General features: G+C 57.6%; 22 protein-coding genes. 10 read left to right on the top strand and 12 right to left on the bottom strand.

The window, feature by feature from the left end; genetic code table 11:
• Window positions 1–289 precede the first annotated feature (289 nt).
• Complete coding sequence (lhgD, locus tag K8V32_RS02015; RefSeq protein WP_303902086.1) at window positions 290–1,522, top strand: L-2-hydroxyglutarate dehydrogenase; 1,233 nt, start codon at window positions 290–292, stop codon at window positions 1,520–1,522.
• Window positions 1,523–1,546: 24 nt separating this feature from the next.
• On the opposite strand, the gene K8V32_RS02020 is transcribed toward lhgD, so the two are convergent.
• Together K8V32_RS02020 and K8V32_RS02025 are read right to left on the bottom strand one after the other, a co-directional pair.
• On the bottom strand, window positions 1,547–2,485 hold the full coding sequence (locus tag K8V32_RS02020) for a hypothetical protein (protein ID WP_303902089.1): 939 nt from the start codon (window positions 2,483–2,485) through the stop codon (window positions 1,547–1,549).
• A gap of 80 nt (window positions 2,486–2,565) precedes the next feature.
• Complete coding sequence (locus K8V32_RS02025) at window positions 2,566–3,405, bottom strand: Rossmann-fold NAD(P)-binding domain-containing protein (RefSeq protein WP_303902091.1); 840 nt, start codon at window positions 3,403–3,405, stop codon at window positions 2,566–2,568.
• Between the two features lie 121 nt (window positions 3,406–3,526).
• Here K8V32_RS02025 and K8V32_RS02030 point away from each other — a divergent pair, with 121 nt between their 5' ends.
• Entirely contained in the window at window positions 3,527–3,769 is a 243-nt protein-coding gene (locus K8V32_RS02030; protein ID WP_303902093.1) for a hypothetical protein, read from the top strand.
• Here the strand turns inward: K8V32_RS02030 and menD are convergent.
• Both menD and K8V32_RS02040 read right to left on the bottom strand, forming a co-directional pair.
• A complete protein-coding gene (gene menD, locus K8V32_RS02035; RefSeq protein WP_303902096.1) occupies window positions 3,766–5,532 on the bottom strand; it encodes a 2-succinyl-5-enolpyruvyl-6-hydroxy-3-cyclohexene-1-carboxylic-acid synthase in 1,767 nt (588 codons plus the stop codon). The two genes, K8V32_RS02030 and menD, sit on opposite strands and share 4 nt — an antisense overlap.
• 10 nt (window positions 5,533–5,542) lie before the next feature.
• Complete coding sequence (locus tag K8V32_RS02040) at window positions 5,543–6,553, bottom strand: o-succinylbenzoate synthase (RefSeq protein WP_303902099.1); 1,011 nt, start codon at window positions 6,551–6,553, stop codon at window positions 5,543–5,545.
• An 18-nt stretch (window positions 6,554–6,571) separates the two neighbouring features.
• Between K8V32_RS02040 and K8V32_RS02045 the strand changes: the two genes are divergently transcribed.
• Genes K8V32_RS02045 through K8V32_RS02060 form a run of 4 tightly spaced genes read left to right on the top strand, consistent with a single transcriptional unit; the run spans window position 6,572 to window position 12,207 of the window.
• Entirely contained in the window at window positions 6,572–7,549 is a 978-nt protein-coding gene (locus K8V32_RS02045) for a phosphatase PAP2 family protein (protein ID WP_303902103.1), read from the top strand.
• Between the two features lie 33 nt (window positions 7,550–7,582).
• Window positions 7,583–9,052: an NCS2 family permease gene (locus tag K8V32_RS02050; protein WP_303902106.1), complete on the top strand. Its 1,470-nt coding sequence runs from the start codon at window positions 7,583–7,585 to the stop codon at window positions 9,050–9,052.
• A gap of 18 nt (window positions 9,053–9,070) precedes the next feature.
• Complete coding sequence (locus tag K8V32_RS02055) at window positions 9,071–11,248, top strand: S9 family peptidase (protein WP_303902108.1); 2,178 nt, start codon at window positions 9,071–9,073, stop codon at window positions 11,246–11,248.
• A complete protein-coding gene (locus K8V32_RS02060) occupies window positions 11,245–12,207 on the top strand; it encodes a diaminopimelate dehydrogenase (protein ID WP_303902111.1) in 963 nt (320 codons plus the stop codon). The genes K8V32_RS02055 and K8V32_RS02060 overlap by 4 nt, the downstream gene beginning before the upstream one ends.
• 93 nt (window positions 12,208–12,300) lie before the next feature.
• On the opposite strand, the gene K8V32_RS02065 is transcribed toward K8V32_RS02060, so the two are convergent.
• Together K8V32_RS02065 and K8V32_RS02070 are read right to left on the bottom strand one after the other, a co-directional pair.
• Window positions 12,301–13,725: an HNH endonuclease gene (locus K8V32_RS02065; protein WP_303902114.1), complete on the bottom strand. Its 1,425-nt coding sequence runs from the start codon at window positions 13,723–13,725 to the stop codon at window positions 12,301–12,303.
• A 130-nt stretch (window positions 13,726–13,855) separates the two neighbouring features.
• Entirely contained in the window at window positions 13,856–14,551 is a 696-nt protein-coding gene (locus tag K8V32_RS02070) for a tyrosine-protein phosphatase (protein WP_303902117.1), read from the bottom strand.
• A gap of 18 nt (window positions 14,552–14,569) precedes the next feature.
• Here K8V32_RS02070 and K8V32_RS02075 point away from each other — a divergent pair, with 18 nt between their 5' ends.
• From K8V32_RS02075 to K8V32_RS02085, 3 genes are read left to right on the top strand one after another with little or no spacing between them, the layout of a single operon-like run.
• The gene (locus tag K8V32_RS02075) at window positions 14,570–15,523 is read left to right on the top strand and encodes a 1,4-dihydroxy-2-naphthoyl-CoA synthase (protein ID WP_303902121.1); all 954 of its coding nucleotides are present in this window, start codon (window positions 14,570–14,572) and stop codon (window positions 15,521–15,523) included.
• The gene (locus K8V32_RS02080) at window positions 15,523–16,587 is read left to right on the top strand and encodes an AMP-binding protein (protein ID WP_303902124.1); all 1,065 of its coding nucleotides are present in this window, start codon (window positions 15,523–15,525) and stop codon (window positions 16,585–16,587) included. The genes K8V32_RS02075 and K8V32_RS02080 overlap by 1 nt, the downstream gene beginning before the upstream one ends.
• A 2-nt stretch (window positions 16,588–16,589) precedes the next feature.
• Window positions 16,590–17,459: a 1,4-dihydroxy-2-naphthoate polyprenyltransferase gene (locus tag K8V32_RS02085; protein ID WP_303902127.1), complete on the top strand. Its 870-nt coding sequence runs from the start codon at window positions 16,590–16,592 to the stop codon at window positions 17,457–17,459.
• Here the strand turns inward: K8V32_RS02085 and K8V32_RS02090 are convergent.
• Entirely contained in the window at window positions 17,409–17,732 is a 324-nt protein-coding gene (locus K8V32_RS02090; RefSeq protein WP_303902130.1) for a DUF4229 domain-containing protein, read from the bottom strand. The two genes, K8V32_RS02085 and K8V32_RS02090, sit on opposite strands and share 51 nt — an antisense overlap.
• A 60-nt stretch (window positions 17,733–17,792) precedes the next feature.
• On the opposite strand from K8V32_RS02090, the gene K8V32_RS02095 reads away from it, so the two are divergent.
• Window positions 17,793–18,218, top strand: coding sequence for a PLD nuclease N-terminal domain-containing protein (locus tag K8V32_RS02095; protein ID WP_303902133.1), 426 nt, complete (start codon window positions 17,793–17,795; stop codon window positions 18,216–18,218).
• On the opposite strand, the gene ccsB is transcribed toward K8V32_RS02095, so the two are convergent.
• The 5 genes from ccsB to K8V32_RS02120 form a co-directional block, all read right to left on the bottom strand.
• The gene (gene ccsB / locus K8V32_RS02100) at window positions 18,203–19,198 is read right to left on the bottom strand and encodes a c-type cytochrome biogenesis protein CcsB (protein WP_303902136.1); all 996 of its coding nucleotides are present in this window, start codon (window positions 19,196–19,198) and stop codon (window positions 18,203–18,205) included. The genes K8V32_RS02095 and ccsB overlap by 16 nt on opposite strands.
• Window positions 19,195–20,778 carry a cytochrome c biogenesis protein ResB gene (gene resB, locus K8V32_RS02105; protein ID WP_303902138.1) on the bottom strand — a complete coding sequence of 528 codons (1,584 nt, stop codon included), beginning with the start codon at window positions 20,776–20,778 and terminating at the stop codon, window positions 19,195–19,197. The genes ccsB and resB overlap by 4 nt, the downstream gene beginning before the upstream one ends.
• Complete coding sequence (locus K8V32_RS02110; RefSeq protein WP_303902141.1) at window positions 20,775–21,527, bottom strand: cytochrome c biogenesis CcdA family protein; 753 nt, start codon at window positions 21,525–21,527, stop codon at window positions 20,775–20,777. Before K8V32_RS02110 ends, resB begins: the two co-directional genes overlap by 4 nt.
• Entirely contained in the window at window positions 21,524–22,108 is a 585-nt protein-coding gene (locus tag K8V32_RS02115) for a TlpA family protein disulfide reductase (protein ID WP_303902145.1), read from the bottom strand. The genes K8V32_RS02110 and K8V32_RS02115 overlap by 4 nt, the downstream gene beginning before the upstream one ends.
• Before the next feature lie 63 nt (window positions 22,109–22,171).
• Entirely contained in the window at window positions 22,172–22,816 is a 645-nt protein-coding gene (locus K8V32_RS02120) for a histidine phosphatase family protein (protein WP_303902147.1), read from the bottom strand.

Consider the following 22,816-nt stretch of genomic DNA (forward strand, 5'->3'; position numbering starts at 1 on the left):
CCAGGAGTCCAACGATTTTGTTGTCCTGAAGGTGCAATGTCAGATCATCTATCGCTGTAACTTGGCCATATCTTTTCGTTAGATGCTGGACGTGAATCATCTGTGCTCCAATGTTCATGAAGCAGCTGAATGGTGTGACTCTGTGAATCGTCCCGCTGTATTAGTTCAATACTGCAGTAGCACACTCGGTGCATGGAACGCAGATAGACTGAAGCGCAACGAGAATGACCATCGCGCTCGTCAGACCACGCGACCGTACAAAGCTACCGAGATCACCGAGGAATCACTCATGGCACAGGGCAGGGCTCCCACCTTTGGTGTCATTGGCGCCGGCATTATTGGTCTGGCCGTAGCTCGGGAACTCCTCCACCAATTCCCCGATGCCTCGGTGACGGTTTTTGATAAAGCACCGAAGGTGGCAGCCCACCAGACCGGGCACAATTCCGGCGTCGTGCATGCCGGGTTGTACTATGAACCGGGCAGTCTCAAGGCTCGGTTGTGTCGTCGAGGGGTGACATTACTTTCCGATTATGCGCGATCGAGAAATCTGCCCTATGAGGCTTGCGGAAAGCTCGTCGTCGCACTCCGCCCGGAGGAGCATGACCGTCTGCGCGCCATTTCTCAGCGCGCGATGGCAAATGGTGTGCCCGATGTCGAACTCATCGGCCCCGATCGGATCCGACAGCTTGAACCCAACGCAGTGGGCACGCTGGCACTGTACTCACCGCACACCGCAATCACCGACTTCGCCGCCGTCACCCGTGCTCTGGCCGACGACGTGCGCACCGCAGGTGGTCAGGTGCGACTCAATACCGAGGTGACCAACATTTCGGTGTCGGACCACGGTTCCACCGTAACAACGACGCACCCTCACGAGACCGGCCCGGGCACCGAGTACTTCGATTATCTGGTTTCGTGTGCCGGATTGCAGTCGGATCGCATCGCACAGCGTGCTGGCGGGGCGACGTATCCAAAAATTGTGCCGTTTTTCGGTCAATACTCACAACTGGCGCCAGCGTATCGGCAGATTTTACGCGGGTTAGTCTATCCAGTCCCTGATCCGGCGTACCCGTTCTTGGGCGTGCACTTGACCAAACGAGTCGACGGCGAGATGCTCGTCGGGCCCAATGCATTTTTATCGTTTGGTCGCGAGAATTACACCGGCTGGCGAATCGATGCCGCTGACACGCTCGACGTCGTCGGCAGCCCAAGCTTTTGGAAATTTGCTGGACGAAATATTCGTACTGCGCTCCGGGAATTTGGCGGAGTGGTCTCGCGCAAGCGTTTTATCTCCGGTGCCACAGCCTATGTGCCGAAACTGGTTATGGCGTCGTCTAAACCTATTGCGCGCGGGATTCGCGCCCAGGCGATGGATGCACACGGCCGCCTCGTGGACGATTTCGTTATTGAACACCTAGGGCGGGCAACGTTTTTGCGTAATGCGCCCTCCCCCGGAGCAACGTCGTCATTGGCGATTGCTGAACACATCGTGGCCACGCTCACCGACGCCCACAACCTCTAAGCCGACGAACCGGTGGATAGGTGGTTATTGGTAGGACACGAACCAGGGTTTGGGCTCAATTTCGAAGGTGTCACGAGGGGTGAACATGGGGTTATCCTGGCGGAAGAAGTTCTTCCAGGCCATGTGCATGTTGTCGGGGAGGTCTTCCTTCAGGCTCCGCCAGGTAGCCATTTTTTGTTCGGCGGTGCCGTGGCCGTCGGCGTGTAACACCATGGCCAGTTCTGGGTGGTTGGTGTCGACTTGCTCGCGCCCGCGGATCATTGACAGTCGGAATTGATGCAGGATGACCAGTTTCTGGGGCAGGTCGTGTTTGGCCGTCAGTTCGGCTAACCACCGCGTGGTTTCGTTAATTTCTGCGGCACTGACCGAACCGATTTGTTCCATGTGCCGCTGGCCGGGTGCTAGACGCCACTCGGGGTCCAGGGCCAGTCCCACGTTGGGGCGGGTCAGTAGGTCTTCAAAGAGTTTTGCCTGACTCAGAAAATCGGCGTGACCGGGCTGAAGGTCCAACACCACATACACATCATGTTCTGCTGCGGCGTCCACATAGGCTTCCAGCGCTTGGCTATCCGCCACGGCCGAATAATTACCATCCGCACCGGGCGATGCCGAGGCCATGGTCGCGATGATTTCAAAGGCCGGGATGATGTTTTCACTAGCGTGGGCCTCATACATTTCCGCCAATTCGATGACCCGTTCCACGGACGCCTGCGGGCCCTGTTCCCCCAGGGCGCCGAGTTCAGGGTATTCCGGGTGCCCGTACAGGGCGATGAAGCGCCGGTCCGGGAAAATTTCGGTCCCGCCACCGATCAGTTCAGGTGGTGCTGCACTCGGGGTGGATTCGGCTTCCGCGCTGGGCTGGGTTTGCGTTTCGGAGGAGGCAGGCGGGGATTGCGTCGAACAACCAACTGCCAGTAGTGAGGCCGCGGTGAGCATTGCGATAAGACGAACAAGACGAGACATAGCAGATTCTTTGGTGACAGGTTTTGGACCACGCCAAGCATATACCTTGATCCTGGACACCCCGTGCTCACGCCAGGGGATCACCCCTGCGAAGCGGCGATGATTTGGTCATATCCTTGTTTGAAGGTTGGATAATATAACGGACCCAACAGGGTATGCAGCAACCGGGCATCAAGTATTTTTCCGGCGACGACGTCGTCGGCACGACCCTGCGGTGGTTCCAACTGTAAGCGCTGGGCAATATAATCTACGACGTCGCCCAGCGGGACACCCGGGGTGTGGTCCACCGCGTGCAGTACCGCTGGTGGCTGGGGCATTGTGAGCATCAGCTCCACCACGCGGGCGAGGTCAGTCTGGTGGATGCGGTTGGTGCGTCGTTGCCGGTTAACCTGCTCACCGGTGCGAACTTTGCGGATCAGCATCTCGCGGCCGGGACCATAAATACCGGCCGGACGCAGGATGGTTGCCGCAAAGAGTTCACCAGCCAAGTCTTCGGCGGCCAGCAGGAGTTGGGCACGTTCTGATGCCGGGACCGGGGCATCGTCTTCGGTGATCGGATATGACGCTGAGTTGCCATCAAATACTCGGGTGGATGATACCAACACCACGCGAGTGGGAATTTTCAGGAGCGCTTGTGCAAGATGATTCAGTGCTACCAGGTAGCCGGGTTCATTGGCTACCTTTGGCATGTTCGGGGTCAGCGTGATCACCATTGAGTCGACGTCAGGCAGCGATGTTGTGACCGGTTGGTTCAGATCCACCGAGAGCGGTTGCAAAGGTGCCGGCAGGTCCGTTGCGTTGCGCCGCAGACCGTATACCTGGACGTCGTCCGTGGCCAATCGCTGCCCCAGTTCAGTGCCAAGTTGGCCACAGCCCACCAGCAGAATGTTTTTCGGGGACCTTGCTGCTAAATCCGTCACGTGGGGTTCCATGCTGTGCGGTTAATCTTTGGCCTGACATGCAGCAGCCCAGTGTTCAAACCTGACATCTTCGAGTACTCTCCCGCCCTTTTATGTCCCTGGCGGAAATGCGGTTTTCGTTTTGACCATTGGTCAGCGCCTGGTCGATACCATGGTGTCCGCCGAAGTTGACGAGGTATTCTTTGTGCCGGTGCCTAATGCACACCCGACCGACCATTTCGCCATCCACCTCGACCAGAAAGAAATCGCCAGGGACTTGTCCCGCTGGCAACTTCACGGCGCGTGCTTCGTACAGTGCTCGAACCAGGTTTTCGTCGCAGGGTATAGGGTAGCGCAAGTGCAGTGTCAACACGGCGTCGTTTAAACAAACGTTACCCGAACGGCAGCTTGAACAGCCGCGTGTACTTCGGGGCGTTGGCTACGATCCGAGACGACTTCCAGCACGCGACGACCGTTCGTTGGATCACCCAGCACGTGGATGAGTTGTTGTTCTGAGGTGAGGCGTTCGTGTTTGATACCGTGGGCTGCGCAGATGGCACCGATATTGACGGTGTGGGGCGTGCCGAAGAACCGTTCGACCACCGTGGACATGCCGGGACGGGTGGCCACTTCACCATGTTCCAGCCCATGGAAAATGGCGCCACCGGAATCGTTGATGACGACGATGTCGAGGTTGGGTTCTTGTTCCGTGGGACCAAGCAACAGCCCGTTGGTGTCATAGAGGAACGTCAAGTCACCAACCATCAGGGTGGTACGTTCCTCGGTCGCCAAACTGACACCGGTTGCCGTGGAGATTGTGCCATCAATACCGGCAAGCCCGCGGTGGGCAAAGACCGTGGATGTCGCTTCTGATGGGGGCCGCCAGGCCAGATCGACGTCGCGAATCACTGACGATGAGCCCAAAACGAGTTGCCCAATGGCGGTTGCTGATACCAGTTGGGCGGTTCGCATGGCACCTGGTTTACCAACAGCGTATTGTCGCTGTGTTAGGGCTTGTTCCAGGGCGCGTTGCGCGCGTTGGGCGGCAGACTGCCAGGAACCCAACCATCCCGGAGGACCACTACCAGCAAATTCGGCAAGCTCTTGCAGCTCGGCAACGAGTTGCTCTTTGCGAGCGCCCGGGGAAAACCACCCGACAGGATTGGGATGATAGAGCGCAGACTTAATGTCGTCGCGCTTGAGTAAGGCTTGTAGTTGGCGCGACAGGGTGGGTCGACCAAACAGCACGATCCGACGAATGTGTTTACCGAGCCGATGCGCTTGTTCACCGAGCCCACCGTCGGGTCCTAGCAAATACGGGTAGGCGGCAATCGCATTGCGGGAAAATCGTGCGTTCGATGACGGCTCAGCAAACAGGGGCAGCCCGAGTGCCAGCGCGAAATCGTGGGCGACCGGGCCGGCGCCGTGCCCTGCCACCACGACAGTGTGGCGTTCTCGCAGATTCGAGGCTTCCACTAACTGGTCCTGATAGGACTGCCCGCGCTCCCGCCAACGCTTATCAACGGTAAAGCGCGGCTGTCCCTGTCCGGGTTGCAGTACCGGCAGCACGCCGGTCTCTGCTTCGGGGACGACGGCGAGCGCATCCGGTTGCGGAATGAGGGGTTCGCGGAAACGCACGTTAATGTGCACCGGGCCGGTTGGTGAGCTGGCGGTTCCAGCCCCAACGGCTAATGCGCCCACCACCACAGCGTGGGTCTTTGCGTAGTCGGAGGTATCCCCGGTGACGGTGACTGAGGTCCGAGCGTGCACACCGAAGATATTGCGTTGGTCGGTGGTTTGGTTCGCGCCGGTACATTGGACTTCCGTTGGACGGTCCGCGGTGACGGCGACCAGGCGGATATCGGCGTGGGAGGCTTCCATCATGGCGGGTAACAGGTTGCCTGCGGCAGTGCCCGACGTCGTCACGACGGCCGCCGGGTGCCCAGAGGCCAGGGCAATACCCATGGCGGTAAATGCTGCGGAGCGTTCGTCGATGCGCACGTGCAGCCGCAGGGTTTTGGGATCAGCGGCCTCGGCCAGCGCATATACCAGTGGTGCAGAGCGAGAACCGGGCCCGATGACAACGTGTTGCACCCCGGAATCACGCAGTGCGGTGACGATGGCTCGTGCGGTATCCATGGAATCCATGCGCCCCATCTTACGCGTTTTGCATCAGCACCCCGTGCGCCATTGCCAGTCGCTTATGCCACCAGCGTTGCCGGTCGGCGGGCAGTTTGAGCTGTTCGAGTACTTCTGGGTCGGGCACCGGGGCCGGCCCGGGGGTGAGCATTCCGTGGGTCGGCAGTGCCGGGGTTGCCGGTTCGGTGGCAAATAGGGCCGCGGTGGCTAAGCCACAAGCGTGTTCCAGGCGCGGCAGCGCAGCAGCCAGGGCGACCCCTGCGGCAATGCCCACCGATGAGTCCAGTGCAGAAGAGACCACGGCGTCCAGTCCCGCCTGTTTAACGATGGATAGCGCCCGGCGTACTCCGCCAAGTGGCTGGACTTTAACAACAATCAGATCTGCTGCCTCGGCCTGGGCGACGGCCAACGGATCGGTTTCTTTGCGCACAGCTTCATCGGCAGCAATGAGTACATTACTGCCCGCGGCACGCAAGGCCGCACGCAAGCGAGCCAGCGGTGCTATGCCCGGCACGGGCTGTTCGGCGTAGCGCAGAAACGGCAGCGCAGTGATCACTTTAAAGGCTTGTTCATGTGTGTAACCGGTGTTGGCATCAATGCGAATATCGGCGTCGGGCAAGAGCTCGTGGACGCGTTGGACCCGGGCGATGTCGGTGGTCAAGTCATCTTCTGCGACTTTGACTTTCACCGCTGGGACCGGACCAAATTTGGCCAGTACTGCCGCAACGTCGTCAACAGGCACCGCCGGTACTGTGGCATTAACCGGCACGACGTTTCGCCGCGGTTCAGGCCATCCGTGCCATCCTGCCTCGATGGTGGCAGATAACCACCGGGCTGATTCTTGCGGCCCGTATTCAGGAAACGGGGAAAACTCCGCCCAGCCGGCGGGACCTTTGATCAGCATGACTTCCCGCAGTGTGGTGTTGCGGAATGTGGTGTTCATCGGCAGCCCGATCGCCACGGCGTTTGCGGCTAGTTCGTCCAGAGCAACACCAGCATTTAGCGGTAGGATGTGTGAGTTGTCGACCATGTAGTAAGTCTAGGCTCAATGATACCTCCTGACCCCGTTCATCATTTGCCGGCAGATAATTTTCCGGCGTCCCGGCCGGCCCGCCGGATCGTTCGCATGCCCGGTTCCAGAATCTGGGCCTGGGTGCTATTAGCTGCCGTGATGATCACCGGACTGGCGGCAACCTACCGGATATTTGTGGTGTCCTCCCAGGGACAACTCGTGGATCACGCCGCGTTATCTTCGGCTGAGGTTCGGTTAAAGTCACTACACGCCGCTTTCGTGGGCCTGTTAGCTGACTTGCCGATCGTGGTGGCTGCAATTGCCGCCGCCGGCTTTTTGGTTTTGACATTATGGCGACGCCGCTGGGCTGCCTCGCTGATCGTTGCCCTGACCTTCGCGGCAGCAAATTTCACCACCCAAATGCTCAAATTCCTGTTGGATCGTCCCGAACTGGCCAATGGGGTGCCCTACTACACGGGCAACTCCTTACCCTCCGGGCATGTGACCTTTGCCACCGCCACATTTGCTGCAGTGTTCTTATTGGTAGCCCCTCGCTGGCGCTCTGTAGTCGGGTTAGTCGGTATGATTTTTTCGGCCACCGTTGGTGTGGCAACCTTTTTGGACGGCTGGCATCGCCCCGCAGATATTGTGGCCGCCTACCTGATCGTAGGGTTATGGACGCTGATCGGTGGGTTCATCATCTACCGGATTTCTGCCGATTACAATGTGATTTCCGCACGCTCACGCGCCAAACACGCTTCCCTGAGCGAAATCTTGCTGTGGCTGTTAGCCATCTTCGGTATCGGTGGTGCCGTGGCCATCGTCTTATTGACCGGCGGCCAGGGTGCACTGCCAACCCATTTTGAACAGGTGACCCCGTCACTGCGCTGGTTCAGCTTTGGGGCAATGCTTATTGTCGGTGCCGCATCGTTGGTATGTGCCCTGTTGACCAGTTTCTTCCGTTGGGAAGCCGGCCGAGAAGCTGCTGCCGACCACCGTCAGGTGCCGCGTTAACCTCGGGGTAGAAAAACGTTCTAGGATATTTCCATGTCAACGTTGCGCACAGTGAATCACCAGGACGTCGAACCGAAAAATAAACTCGACAAATTCTTCAAAATTTCCCAACGCGGTTCAACGCTGGGCGCCGAGATTCGTGGTGGCCTGGCAACTTTCCTGGCCATGAGCTACATCATTGTGCTCAATCCGTTGGTCCTGTCCGGGGCAGACGGTTCCGGACACACCCTGGGAATCTCCGCTGTTGCCGCAGCCACGGCTCTGATCGCCGCCGTCATCACCTTGCTGATGGGCCTGTGGGCCAACCACCCCTTTGGTTTGGCCGCCGGGCTGGGAGTCAATGCGCTATTGGCCATCACGATTGCCACCACCCCGGAACTCACCTGGCCCGAAGTCATGGGTCTGGTCGTTGTTGCCGGACTCGTAATGGTCCTGCTGGTACTTACCGGCTTCCGAACCGCTGTGTTTCGTGCTGTACCGGATGCGATCAAGACCGGCATCGTCGTCGGCATTGGCTTTTTCATCACGCTCATCGGCCTGGTCAACGCCGGCTTTGTGCGTCGTATCCCAGATGAGGCCGGTACCACCGTTCCACTGGGACTGGGCATCGACGGTGAACTGTCGGGCTGGCCCGTCCTGGTGTTCGTCATCGGCCTGGCGCTCACCGCCATCCTGGTCGTGCGCCAAATACGCGGCGCGATTCTGATCGGCATTGTTATCTCCACTATCCTGGCTAATATTTTGGAAGGTGTATTCCACATCGGTCCATCAGTTGACGACGCCGGCAATGTCAATCCCGAAGGCTGGAGCCTCGTGGCCCCATCCATGCCCGGCTGGAGCGCACCCGATCTCAGCCTGTTAGGCAATGTGTCACTTGGCGCATTGAGCTCCATCGGCTCTGTTGCGACCGCACTATTAGTGTTCGCCATCCTGCTGTCAGTATTCTTTGATGCGATGGGCACCTCGGTAGGCTTGGCCCGCGAGGCCGGCAACGTGGACGACGTCGGCAATATTCCCAACCTTGACCGTGTGCTGTTAGTCGATGCGCTTGGTGTGACCGCCGGCGGCGCAGGCTCGGCGTCATCGACCCAAATTTTCGTCGAATCCGGCACCGGCATTGGCGAAGGTGCGCGCACCGGATTCGCCTCACTTATTACCGGTGTGCTGTTTCTGGCGGCAATGTTTCTCACCCCGCTGATCTATCTGGTCCCCTTCGAAGCCGTGGCACCGGCCCTGGTCATTGTGGGGTTCATGATGATCTCACAAGTCCGCCAGATCGACTGGAACGACGTCGGTGCTGCCATCCCAGCGTTCATTACGTTTGCCCTGATGCCATTTACCTACTCGATCGTCAACGGCATCGGCGCCGGTATCATTGCCTACGCCGTGATTCGTACCGGTCAGGGACGCGGACGCGAAGTGCACCCGCTGTTATGGGTTGTGGCTATCGCATTTGTGTTCTATTTCGGAATGGGCGTATTCCAAAACATGCTGGGACTCTAAGTCCCTATAGTGGAGACCATGACTTCTACCCCTCCAAAAGCTCAAAGAAAACCGGTCACCGCTCGCTATCACGGCGTCGACCTGGTCGATGAATGGGACTGGCTCAAAGACCCCGAAGACCCAGCTGTCATTGCGCACCTGGAAGCCGAGAATGCCTATACCGAAGCCGTCACGGCCGATCAGCAACAGTTACGCGAGGCGATCTTTGGTGAAATCAAAGCCCACACCGTAGAAACCGATATGTCAGTGCCTTCGCGCATTGATGACTGGTGGTACTTCACCCGCACCGAAGAAGGTGCCCAGTACGCGGTACACTGCCGTGTGCCGGTCGAAAACGACTCGTGGGAACCACCCCAAATTCAACGCGGCGTAGCGTTGGAGGGTGAACAAGTCATCCTGGATGGTAACGTTGAGGCCCAAAAAGTTGCGTTCTTCTCACTCGGCGGTCTGACCGTCTCCCCCGACGGCAACCTGCTGGCCTACCTGGTGGATGAAACCGGCGACGAACGCTTCACCCTGCGTGTCAGAGACTTACGCAACGGCGAACAACTGCCCGATGAAATCTCCGGGTTAGCCTACGGGATCGCCTTTGACCCTTCCGGCACGCGCTTATTCTATATGGAGCCCGACGACGCCTGGCGCCCCTACCGACTGCGCTCCCACCGCCTGGGTACAGATGTCAGCGTCGACGCCGTCATCTATCAAGAAGACGACCCACAAATGTGGGGCGGCTTGGGACTGAGCCCAGATAAGACCAAACTGCTGTTAGAACTGGGCAATTCAGAGGTCACGGAAACCCACATCTTGGATCTAACCCAGATTGCTGCACCGTTGGAAATGGTGATCAGTCGCGAAGATCACTCGCTGCACGATGTGTTGCCGGTCGGGGATCAGTATCTGATCACACACAACCGTGCCGCCGATGGCACGCACCTGCCCAATAACCAGGTGTCCATTGTCGACGCCGACAAGGTCGCGGATCGTTCAGCTTGGCGCACCGTGTTTGAACATTCCCAGACCGTAAAGCTCGACGGCGTGGGTGTCACTCGACAATACCTATTTGCCGCTGTGCGGTCCGAAACCACCCCGCGCATGTGGGTGCTGCCGCTTGAGGGCATTGGTACGCAACACCAGGCCGACGTCGTAGAACCCGCATTTGCCGAGGAACTGTATTCCGCTACACCAATTGGCCAGCACATCGATTCGCCATATATTCGGTTGGGGTATACCTCTTGGATTACACCCTCGCAGGTGCTGGATTACGATCCCGCCACGAATTCCTCAAAGCTGCGCCGCCAGACTGAGGTTCCCGGATATGATCCGTCACAGTATTTGGTCGAACGCTGGTGGGCACCGGCCGAATCCACGGACCGCAATATTGCTATTCCATTGACCGTAATTCGCCATAAGGATGTTGAGTGGAATGGCGATAATCCCGCGCTGATCTACGGCTACGGGTCCTATGAGGTCTCGATGGACCCCGGTTTTGGTCCCGCACGGCTGTCACTGTTGGATCGAGGCGTTCTATACGTCGTCGCCCATGTGCGCGGGGGCGGTGAACTGGGTCGGGCCTGGTACGAAAATGGGAAGAAGCTGGCCAAGAAGAACTCGTTTACCGACTTTATTGATGCCACACGGTTCGTTGCAGCATCCGGGTGGGTGCATCCGGACAAGATTGGTGCGATGGGTGGCTCCGCAGGCGGACTGTTGATGGGTGCTGTGTTAAATATGGCCCCCGAACTGTACCGCGTGTGTGTGGCTCAAGTGCCATTTGTTGATGCGCTGACCTCTATTTTGAATCCTGACCTCCCACTGACCGCGCTGGAATGGGAAGAATGGGGCAACCCAATCGAAGATAAACAAGTCTTCGAGTACATGCTCAACTACACTCCGTACCATAACGTGGAGCCCACAAAATACCCGGCCATCGCGGCGGTCACGTCATTGCACGACACCCGGGTGCTCTACGTTGAACCGGCCAAGTGGGTGCAAAAACTCCGTGCCAAAGGTACCAGCGATCAGGATACTTCGCTTGCCGAAGGTGGCTCCCCGATCGTGCTCAAAACTGAGATGGAAGGCGGTCATGGTGGAGCATCGGGCCGATACCGAGCCTGGGAGGACCGTGCCTGGGATTTCGCCTTCATCCTTACCGCTCTCAATGCCCAACAACGCGTCTTCAACCAGGAGAATTCATGACCATTAAAGCTGGAATCGTAGGCTACGGAAATCTCGGCCAAGGAGTCGAGTACCTGATCAATTCACTGGACGACTTTGAGCTGTTTGGAATCTTCTCACGTCGTCAAACCTTAGATACCGACGCCGATGTCTATCCGGTCGAGGAGGCTGCCAAATACAAAGACGACATTGACGTGATGTTTTTGTGTGTCGGGTCAGCTACTGACATCCCGGATCAGGCAACTGGTTTCGCAGAGCACTTCACCACCGTTGATACGTATGATAACCACTCAAAAGTGGCCGAGCATCGTGCTGCCATGCAGAAAGTTGCTCAAGCCAATGACAATGTTGCTGTGGTGTCCACCGGTTGGGACCCGGGCCTGTTCTCTATGAACCGCGTTTTAGGGCTCAGCCTGTTCCCTGAGCCTGTGCAAAACACGTTCTGGGGCAAAGGCCTTTCCCAAGGTCACTCTGATGCGGTACGTCAGGTTCAAGGGGTCAAACGCGGAGTCCAATACACTATCCCGGCGCAGGATGCGATTGATCAAGCACGCGCGGGCAATGGTCAAGGACTGTCCAAAACCGAAGCTCATGACCGGATCGTCTATATTGTTGCCGATGCAGCCGACCACGATCGCATCCGCGAGGAAATCGTGAGCATGCCAGCATACTTCGAACCGTATGACACCACTGTTCACTTCATTTCTGAAGAAGAATTTGAGCGTGATCATCAAGGTGCCCCACACGGTGGTCATGTGATTACGACGGGGAACCTTCAAGGCCACAATGCCAGCGTTGAGTTCAGCTTAGACTTGGAGTCGAACCCAAACTTCACTGCCGCAGCCATGGTTGCTTTTGGTCGTGCTGCCGCACGGCTCAAAGCACAGGGCCATTCCGGTGCCTTTACCGTGTTAGAAGTCCCGCTGTATTTGCTCAGCCCACAGTCACTGGATGACCTGTTGAAGTCGGAAATCATCTAACGCAAACTCTCAGTTGGTGGCGTGGTCAAGGAACACTTTGGCCACGCCACTGCGTTTTTATTTCCTCTTTGGTTCAGACGTTGAATACTTTGATCAGCATCGTAAGTATTGAGTAATAGCAATCCGGTGCCGCCGGCGATGATACGTTTCGGGCTGTTTCCTTGGTCGCAAAATCCGTTTTGGACTCGGTTCTAGAAACGCAGCACTATGTGAAGGTGGTTCCTGAAGTTCCGGTGGCTTCGCAGGATCGATTTCAAATTCTTGGCCCGGTAGCAGTGGTCCCGCAGGGTTGGTGTATTGGTGTCCCGTTGGTGTCTCTACTTTCAGTGACTGATCATCTCCGGTGTGCTTCCAACCCCGGTTTTCTTTGAGCTGGTTGCAGTAACTACAAAGTCCTGAACCATTCTTGAATTCTGTTTTACCACCCTTGGCATGACCGTCGATATGGTCACCCTCTTTCATAGTGGCTTCACAGAAAGGATTACGACAACCGTTGTCTCGAATCAATAAGATTTTGCGCAATCCGGCAGCGAAACCTCGGCCGCGAGACTCCATGGCCAGCAGCTGTGTCGCGGTGGGATCGGTAAATAGTCGGCGTAATAACACATGCAAATCGTCGTGAGCCAACCATTCACGAGCGATGTCTGCAGGAATTGGGCCGTGTCCGGCCAACCAGGCAGCCGTATCAGATTGTCCCAACAGAGTTTGTGGGGTCATCATAACCACGAGATCGACTTTAGCTGCTGCCATGGGATTTGGATTGCCAGTGCACCATTGCGCTAGCAAGTCAAACATGACTTGATCGCGGGTTCGCTTCTTGCCTTTCGCGTCCTGAGATTTCCCCGAATTCATGATGCTTTTTGCTTTCGATTCCACAGCGTTCATCATGTTCTGAATAACCGGTGCAGGTCCGTACGCAGTTAACAGTGCCATGCCGTCGCCGGCAGGTTGACACGTGACGCGGCGAGCGTCGTTGGCTTTGCGATGTCGGGTAACTGCTGCGGTATGGTCTAGTGTTTGTGCATAGGCTCGAGCCTGTTTGCCAAGATCCTTGGGACTGGCGACGCCGAGCCGATCCTTCAACACCGCATCAACTTTACGACGATGCTCTTCCGATAATACCTCGGTAGCTTTGGCAATACTTTGGGCGTGTTCTTGTCGAATCTTGCCGGCGACCAGGGCCGCTTTTGTATGTGGCAGATCCTGATCCAGGGCCCGGGAAAGGTCTAAGAATTGTTTACCTTTTGCGGGGGACTCACCTCGAGCCAACGCGATTTCACCGGCAATGCCTTTGCCACGATCTGCTTTCGGAATCTGTTGCGCTTTCTCAGCAGCGATGCGTTTACGCTCAAATTCAGCAACTTCAGCAGCCATAGCAGCGTCGACTTGACCTCGAAGCCGCTGATACTGCTGAATTCTGTCGATATGTTCCTGCTCTGTCGATGCCACAGGGCGCGACGCCATCCAGTCACCCAGAGCGGTGACCGGATTCGTTTCAACAGGAGGATTCGTCGTCATGCCCATAACCATAGCGATGGGGTCGAACACGACAAGCCACGGAATCCCAGCTTGTGGATAATTTGGTGTTATCCACAGATCAGCGTCCAGTGGGCCTCAGGTCAGCGCCGTTTCCAATATGTTGGAAGTCCTACAGACCGTGGCGATCAAGTAATTCCGCTACCCGGTCACCTGGCCATTGCTTGAGAAAGCGTCGATAGCTGCTCAGGCGGTCAGCAAGTTCCTTTTCGAATTCGGCAGGAGGTAAATACGACTCATAAGGGTGTGGCACCGGGCTTGTGCGGTGGTATTCGTTGATGCCATAAGCACCGGAGGCATAGACCCGCTCATGTTCGTCCCAGTCTGCTGGTCCCCCGGGAATATCGGGCAGTTGTAGCAGCAAGCCCAATACCAAACCGGTGCGGTCGCGTCCGGCGGTGCAGTGCAGGACGGTTCCTGCCTCAGTCCAGGAGTCGCGCACGGTTGTAACTGCTGTGGCGACCTTATCGCCGAAGGTTTCCATTGTGTCCGCATAGGCGTCCGGGTGCATTGGGTAGGGTGCGTTACGTTGCCAGAAGGGTTCATGGTCGATGTCTTCCACCGGCAGGTGAATGCGCTGGATCTCACGGGGCACAGTTGCTTCAGGGTCGAGTTCACGGCGCTTGATCTCCGGTGGGGTGCGCACATCGATCACGGTTGCAACGCCGTCATCGAGCATTTGCTGCCACCCGGTAGTGTCGACCCACTCGGATCGGCCCATGCGCCATAAGTGTGGTCTGACGTGCCAGGCGTTGCGGGCCCCAGACCAATCAGCTGGATGAAGATACTGCATTGTAGAAGAGACCATAGGTATAGACTAGGCGATGTGAGTACCTACCCTGTCCCCGAAAAAGTTTCCGATATCTTTGAGCCGAAGCTGTGGCGTGAAGTCCAAGGTTTCGATTTCCAAGACATTACGTATCACCGCCACGTAGAACGTGACACCGATGGTCATTGGGTGCGCGATCTGGGCACCGTGCGTATTGCTTTTGACCGCCCGGAGGTGCGCAACGCTTTTCGTCCCGGCACGGTCGATGAACTGTACCGGGCCCTTGATCACGCGCGGATGACCTCCGACGTCGGCACGGTGTTACTCACCGGCAACGGCCCGTCTGCCAAGGACGGCGGCCATTCATTCTGTTCGGGCGGAGACCAGCGAATCCGTGGCCGTGACGGTTACCGCTATGCCGAGGGCGAGACCGCCGAATCCGTAGATCCTGCACGGGCGGGCCGGCTGCACATTTTGGAAGTTCAGCGCTTAATGCGCACCAGCCCCAAAGTGATCATTGCTGTGGTCAATGGTTGGGCGGCCGGTGGTGGACATTCGCTGCACGTCGTCGCCGATTTGACCCTGGCCTCCAAGCAACACGGCAAATTCAAACAAACCGATGCGACCGTGGGTTCCTTTGACGCCGGCTACGGTTCAGCACTGCTGGCCCGTCATGTCGGTCAGAAGCGTGCTCGAGAAATATTCTTCACCGCCCGCGAATACTCTGCCGACGATATGTTGGCGATGAATGCGATCAACGAGTCGGTCAACCACCAAGACCTGGAAAACGTGGCGCTGGAATACGCGGCCGATATTAACGCCCAATCACCGCAGGCGATCCGCATGCTGAAATTCGCATTCAACCTCGCCGACGACGGTATGGCCGGTCAACAGGTTTTCGCCGGTGAAGCCACCCGGATGGGTTACATGACCGACGAGGCGGTTGAAGGACGCGACGCGTTCTTAGAAAAACGCGATCCAGATTGGTCGAATTTCCCGTACTACTTCTAATGGACGCTTATCACGCTCTGCAATACGGCATCCCGTTCGAGACGACTGCTCACGGCGTCATCGAACGTCCCGATATCACCGACCCAATCCGCGGCCATCCGGAGGCCATCGCCGTCGTGCGGACCTCCGGGTCCACCGGAACCCCCAAACAAACGCTGTTGACGGCCTCCGGACTGGCAGCCTCAGCTGAGGCCACCGCCCAACGCATCGGCGGTCAAGGCCAGTGGCTGTTAGCGGTTGGCACCCAGTATGTTGCCGGGTTGGCTGTAGTGTCCCGCTGTGTGCAGGCCGGCACGGTACCGGTGACCATCGATCCGGGTTTTAGCCCGGCGGAGTTTATCGCCGGCACCAACCAGCTGGACCACGAGTTCACCGCCGTCTCCCTGGTACCAACCCAAATGCTGCGCCTATTGGACGACGACGCCGCGATAGCTGCACTCCAGTCGTATTCGGCAATTCTGGTCGGCGGCGCGGCAATTCCCGAACGCATTACTGAAGCCGCAAAACGCTACGGTTTGAACCTGCATCGGACCTACGGGATGTCAGAAACCTGCGGCGGGTGCGTATATGACGGCGTCCCGCTACCCGGTGTCACCGTCGATACGATCGCCCACAACGGGGTCGACCGGTTGCGTATTACCGGTCCGATGGTCGCCGCCGGCTACTTTGACAACCCAGAACTCACTGCCGCGCATTTTGTTGACGGCGCGTATCTGACCGATGACTACGGGACCGTGACAGACGGCGTCGTTGCAGTGCACGGCCGGTTAGATGATGTCATCAATACCGGCGGGGTGAAGGTGTCAGCGGCTAAGATACAACAGGTACTGCAGCGCTGGGTGCCCGAAGCATTCGTCACCGGGATTCCGGATGCTGCATGGGGCCACCGGGTGTCCGCCGTCGTCACCGGAGATGTTTCCGAACAGGTCCTGGCCGATGCCGTGCGCAGCGCCATGGGTGCACCGGCGGTACCAAAAACGTGGTTGCGACTCGACGCGTTGCCGATGTTAGAAAACGGCAAACCGGACCGCATCACTCTGACAAAATGGTTAACAAAGGAATAGCATTGGCTTCGTTTTCCCAGTGGGTGGCAGCCGCCCGCTTACGCACTCTGCCCATGGCCATCGCCCCGGTCGTGGTCGGTTCCGCCGCCGCAGCGCAGCTTGGATCTTTCCACCTTGGCAAGGCGCTGCTGGCGCTGATCGTGGCTTTGGCCCTGCAGATCGGGGTGAACTACTCCAATGATTATTCCGATGGGATTCGGGGCACCGATGATCATCGGGTCGGCCCGTTTCGTATTACCGGGTCGGGGGCTTCAGCACCTGTCACGGTGCGCAATATGGCGTTCACGTTCTATGGGGTGGCCGCCGTCGCAGGGCTGGCACTGACCCTGTGGGCGAATGCTTGGTGGCTGATCCTGGTTGGGGTGGCCGCGATCGTGGCCGCCTGGTACTACACGGGTGGTAAGAACCCGTACGGGTATTTGGGGCTTGGCGAAATTTTCGTGTTCATTTTCTTCGGGCTGGTCGCCGTGCTGGGGACCACCTATACCCAAGCCGGGCAGCTATCCGGTCTGGCCTGGGCCGGTGCGGTCGGCACCGGGTTGGTCTCCACCGCCCTGCTGATGGCCAATAATGTTCGTGATATCCCCACCGACCGGCAGGCCGGCAAACGCACCCTGGCTGTTCGCTTGGGCGATACGAAAGCCCGCTGGTCGTATCCGGTCATGCTGGCAGTCGCTGTGGCCGCACCACTGTTTTTCGTGCGCGAGTACCCGTGGATGTGGCTGATGCTGATCCTGCTGGTCATTTCGCTGCGCCCATCGTTAATCATGCTGGAGGCAAAGGAACGCGGTGCGCTGATACCGGTGCTGAAAATGACCGGATTATTTGGCATCCTCTACGCCATTTTGTTCACCCTCGGCATTGCGTTGTAAGTCTTGGGGATCAGCAAACCGGCCCTGGGTATAAGCGTCTTCGGCGTCGGCGTCGTCCACGGCGGTCTTATTGCGCTTGCGCGAATCCAGGGCGCGCATCAGATCTTGGGAGGCGTCCTGGCGCAGTTTTGGGGTAAATAGGTAGGTCAGGGCAAATCCGACCACCAGGCCCACGGCCAGTGCGTAGAACACGTTGTCGGTCAGGAATACGGTAATAAAAAAGCCGACCCCAAATAATAAGAACCGCAGGGCGGTATACATCCAAAATTTCATGTCAGTCTCCATTCCGGCTTCGGTGTGCGTTCTGCCTGCCAAGTTCGTAAGATAGGAAATATGCCACGTTTGCTCATTCCACTGATCCTCGTATCCGTCGGTGTCATGATTTACGCTCTCATCGAGGCGATTTCGACACCGTCCTCTCGGGTGCGCATCATGCCCAAGGGCGTGTGGATTGTCGTCATTATCCTGATTCCACTGGTCGGTGGTGTGCTGTGGCTGTTATTCGGGAACCAAAATTCGTATTTGGCGTCCACCGTACAGGGTTTCAAAAAAACCTCTGGTCCGGCTCGTCCTACGAGACCCGATGACGACGACGACTTCCTGCGCTCACTCGACATTCAACGCGCCCAGCAGAAAAAGGCCGAGGAATTGCGCAAGCGCGAAGAAGAACTTCGACGTCGTGAAGAACAGCTCAAGCCCAACAACGATTCAGACACGGATGATGACACGGATTCACCGAACGGTCAGAATCCGGCGTAGGAGTGCAGCGACGGGAAGTACATGTTCACGATCGTGTAGTTGAACACCAGGGCCAAGAACCCGGTGATGTTCAACCAGGCTGAACGGGTCCCCGTCCAACCGCGGGTCGCACGCGCGTGCAGGTAGCCGGCGTAGATCACCCAGATCACAAACGTCCAGACTTCTTTGGCGTCCCAGTTCCAGTACCGGCCCCAGGCCTGTTCTGCCCAAATGGCCCCGGCGATCAGGGTGAAGGTCCACATTACAAAAGCGATCGCGTTGAGTCGGTACGACCAGTTTTCTAACGCCAACGACGACGGTACCAGGCGCATGAACCCGGTGACCGCATTGTTTTTCTCGGCACGCTGTTTGATCAGCTGCAGTACCGACATGGCAAAGGTGAGCGAAAAAATTCCGGTGGCAATCACGGCCACCGAAACGTGGGTGATCAGCCACCAGGATTGTAGTGCCGGTTGCACGTTGCCCACCGGCGTTGGGAAGCCAATGGTTGCGGCAATCATCATCAGTAGGACCACACCGGAGACGAATGTTCCCACAAAGCGCAGGTCCTTGCGCAATAGAAACACCAGGTAAACAATCGCGATGACCAGGGCCCCCGAGGTCATGAACTCATACAGGTTGCCCCACGGTGCACGCGAGGCGGCGACTGTGCGGGCGACGACGGCAAATGCATGGGCCAGGGTTGCAATGGTCATAATCGCCACCCCAATATTGGCCGCCGGGCGTTTGATCGAATCGGTGTATTCCATGTCATCGGACACCAACTGAGGTGCCGGCGTGCGCTCGGTGACGCTCGGTCCCCCGGCTCCGACGAGCTCTTTGGCCTTTTCGCTTTGGAGTTCGGCCTCGAGTTTACGGATCGACTGGGACGCGGTGGCCATGTCCCAGGAGAAGAACAGGAACGCCACCAGGTAGATCAGTGCGGCAATGAGCATGAACAATTCGCTGTAGGATGCCAGCGTTTCGTTGACGGGTGTCATGAGTCCTCCGAAGTGTCTGGCGGGATGACCGGCCAAGTGTTGTCAAATGATTGACGAAGCTTAATGTTTTCATCGCGCAGCCCAAAGGTCTCACCGCGGGCTAGCAGACCGTATTCGATCACCGTGTGACCATCCTGTGCATAGGCTTTGACCCAGGCACGACGACGGCGCACATACAGTGAGATGACCAGGGCCACCAGTGCCAGACTTGCGAAGATTGCGACACCCCATTTGGAGGGGTCGTAGTGCAGGTCTAGCCCGATGTAGCGGTCCCACGAGTCGAACGTGATGGTACCCATGTTATCGGGCAGCTCGTAGGTGTCGCCAACACCCAGGGTGATCCCACCGTTGTCATTATCGCGCGAGTTCAACTCGGTCATGGTGTCGGTATCGAGCACATAGACATTTTGTGGCACACCCGAATCCAGGCCGATGTCACCGTAGTACGAATTCAAAATCAGTTCAGGGTTATAGGCATCCGGGTCGATCGAGATTGCCACGCCGTCGTCACCGGTATACGACGTCGGTAGGAACAGTCCAACAAAGCCCAGCTGTTCGGGGCGAGCATCCGGCACCTTGAGTACAACCAGCGAACTGTTGACGTTAGGATCCTGGATCTGGGCGATGACCGGACCAGAATAGGCCACGTCGCCATTGCCATCGGTCACGGTGATATTTGGCGCGTACCCGTTACCCACCAAGAAGATGCGCACCCCGTCGATGGTCAGCGGGTCATTGACCTTGATCTCGTCGGCGTATGTTTCGGCACCCGGTGCCGGGGTCACCTGCATGGCTGCGGTGTAATCCAGTGCCTGGCCGTAGTGCGATTCAGATTCGCGATCAAATACGACGTCGAAGTCTTCCAGTGCAATGGAAAACGGGTGCAGTCGGTCTTCAGAAAACGCGGTGCCGGGCGTAAAGGAGTCATAGGAGACCAGGTTATTGGTAAACCCTTCACCTTCGACAATGATCTTCTGGCCTTCGTATTTATACAGCCCGCCGATCCCCATGAACACGATGACGCCGAGTAAGCCAAAGTGGAATAAAATATTGCCAATTTCGCGGGTGTAGCCGCGTTCAGCACCAACTGAACCATCACGCAATTGGGTTCGGTAGCCGGCTTTTTTCAAAATCTTTTCGGCATCCACCAGGGCTTCGTCCGGGGTGGGACCGTTGGTTTCTAAGACCAGCTGGCCGTATTCGGGTAGTCGTTTCAGGTTGCGCGGGGTGCGGGCAGGTGGTTGGCGCAGGGTTTTGAGGTGTTGGCGTCCGCGCGGCCATAAACAGCCCACCAGCGAAACCATCAGCAGCAGATAGATTGCCGAGAACCACGGGGAAGAATACACATCAAACATCCCCAGGGCATCCATAATGGGCCCCAGGGTAGGGTTATCTTCGATCCAGGTTTCAACGACGTCGGCACCGGCGCGACGCTGGGGGAACAGCGACCCGGGCACGGCAGCTACCGCCAGCAGTAACAGCAGCATCAGCGCGGTTCGCATGCTGGTCAGCTGGTTCCAGATAAATCGCAGGGTGCCGCGGAATCCTAACGAGGGTAGGGTGGGTTGTTGGGTACTCAAATTGGAAGTGTCACCTCGTTAGCGAACCAGCTTTGCAGCTGATTGACCCAGTCAGTCCATAGCCCGGTGGCCATGGCCAGTCCCAGCAAAATCAGCAGCACCCCGCCGGCACGCATAATAAATAGGCGGTGTTTGCGGAAAAACGCCAGCCGTTTCATCCCGCGTGAGAACCCTAGGGCCAGCAGAATAAACGGTATGCCCAAGCCTAGCGAGTACACCACGGCCAGCACGCCACCGCGCCACAGGTTATCGGTACCCGCGCTCGACATGGCAATGACCGCAGCCATGGTTGGGCCGATGCATGGAGCCCAGCCCAGCCCAAAGATCATTCCCAGCAGTGGGGCGCCCCACAGTCCTGCATTGGGTTGGTACTGAATTTTGCGGTCCCGCTGGAAAAATGACAGCCCGCCCATGAACACAACGCCCATAATGATCACGACGCCGCCCAGCACCTGGGTGAGCCATTGGCCGTCACCTTTGAGCCAAATAAATACTCGACCCAGCAGTAGTCCCGCGGTTACAAAGACGACGGTAAATCCCAGCACAAACAGGGTGGTGCCGATGAGCATGCGACCGCGTTTAGTGTCTTGGACACTGGCACCGGACAGGCCGGACACGTAGCCGAGATACCCGGGTGCTAGCGGAAGCACGCACGGCGAGAGAAAAGAAACCAGCCCGGCGAGAGCGGCCACGGGCATGGCAAGCCACATGGACCCATCGAGGGCTATCTCGGCGAAGGGGTTATTCATTCATCCACCACACCGGTCAGCAGTGATTTCAACGTGGAATGTTCCACGGAGCCTAGAACACGAGCGGCCACGCGGCCTTCGTCATCCAAAATCAGTGTGGTGGGAACGGCCTGTGGTGGTACGTAGTCGGCGAAGTCGAGCAAAATTTTGCCGTCACGACCTTCAATCGAGGGGTATTGGATGTTGAAGTTGCGTTCAAAGGCTGCGGCCGTTTCTGCGACGTCGCGCACATTGACACCCACGAAGGTAACATCGTCACTGAATTCTTGACTCAGATTCGCTAAGTCGGGGGCTTCTACACGGCAAGGCGCACAGGAAGCGTACCAGAAGTTCACCAGGACTGGACCGTCTAGCGTCTCGGTGGAGATGGTGTCACCGTCGAATGTCTGACCGGAAAATTCTACAGGTTCACCCCGGTCTTCAACGGCGAGTTCCATAACGGAGCCATCTCCGGCAATGTAGTTTTTACCACCGGAGTTTCCTGCCTGGGCGGCCAGCGGGTCATCCGATGCACACGCCGTTAGCAATGCCGCCCCGGCAATGGCTAGGCCGATCAGTGCGCGTGACGTCTTATTGCTCACAAGTTTTCCCTTTCAAATACCGCGCTAGATTCTAATTCCGGTTACTGAGTAGTTCCTGAGTGTTTAGGCGCCCGGTAACGCGGCGGCTTGTTTGCTCAGGTGTTCAACCGGTTCGGTGTAATGCACGGTTGGAATACGTTGTCCAGGTGTGAATTCGAAACTTGTCACAGATGCCAATGAGCACTCACGACGACGCGGGTCGTGTGCCAGCAGCTTGCCCTCGGCCGAGAGCCGGGTCACCCAGATGGGCAGCTGGTGAGACACCACAATTGCGCAAGAGCCCGGCCCGTACGTCGTCATGAGCTCATCGCGCAGATCTTGGATTGCCTCAGCGACGCGGGCTGCTTGCTGAGCATACGGTTCGCCCCACGACGGGCGCAGGGGGTTGAGGACCAACGGCCACAGTTTCGGGCTGCGCAAGCGACGGCGCATGTCAGAGAGGCCTTCAAATTTATTTTCTGCTTCGAGTACACGGGATTCTAGGCGCACGTCGAGGTCAAATTTTTTGGCCATCGGGGCGATGGTTTCTCGAGCGCGCTGCAGCGGGGATGAGACCAGGATGGCCGGTGTCTGGTTCCAACCGTCGGCAAGTTCTTGAGCCATCTGCTGACCAAGTGCTGAGAGTCCGAACCCAGGAAGACGGCCGTAGAGCACCTTGTCAGGATTAAATACTTCGCCGTGGCGAACCAGATGCACGCTAACTGTCAT

The organism is Enteractinococcus helveticum (assembly GCF_020742345.1).
In the GTDB taxonomy this organism is placed as follows: Bacteria; Actinomycetota; Actinomycetes; order Actinomycetales; family Micrococcaceae; genus Yaniella; species Yaniella helvetica_A.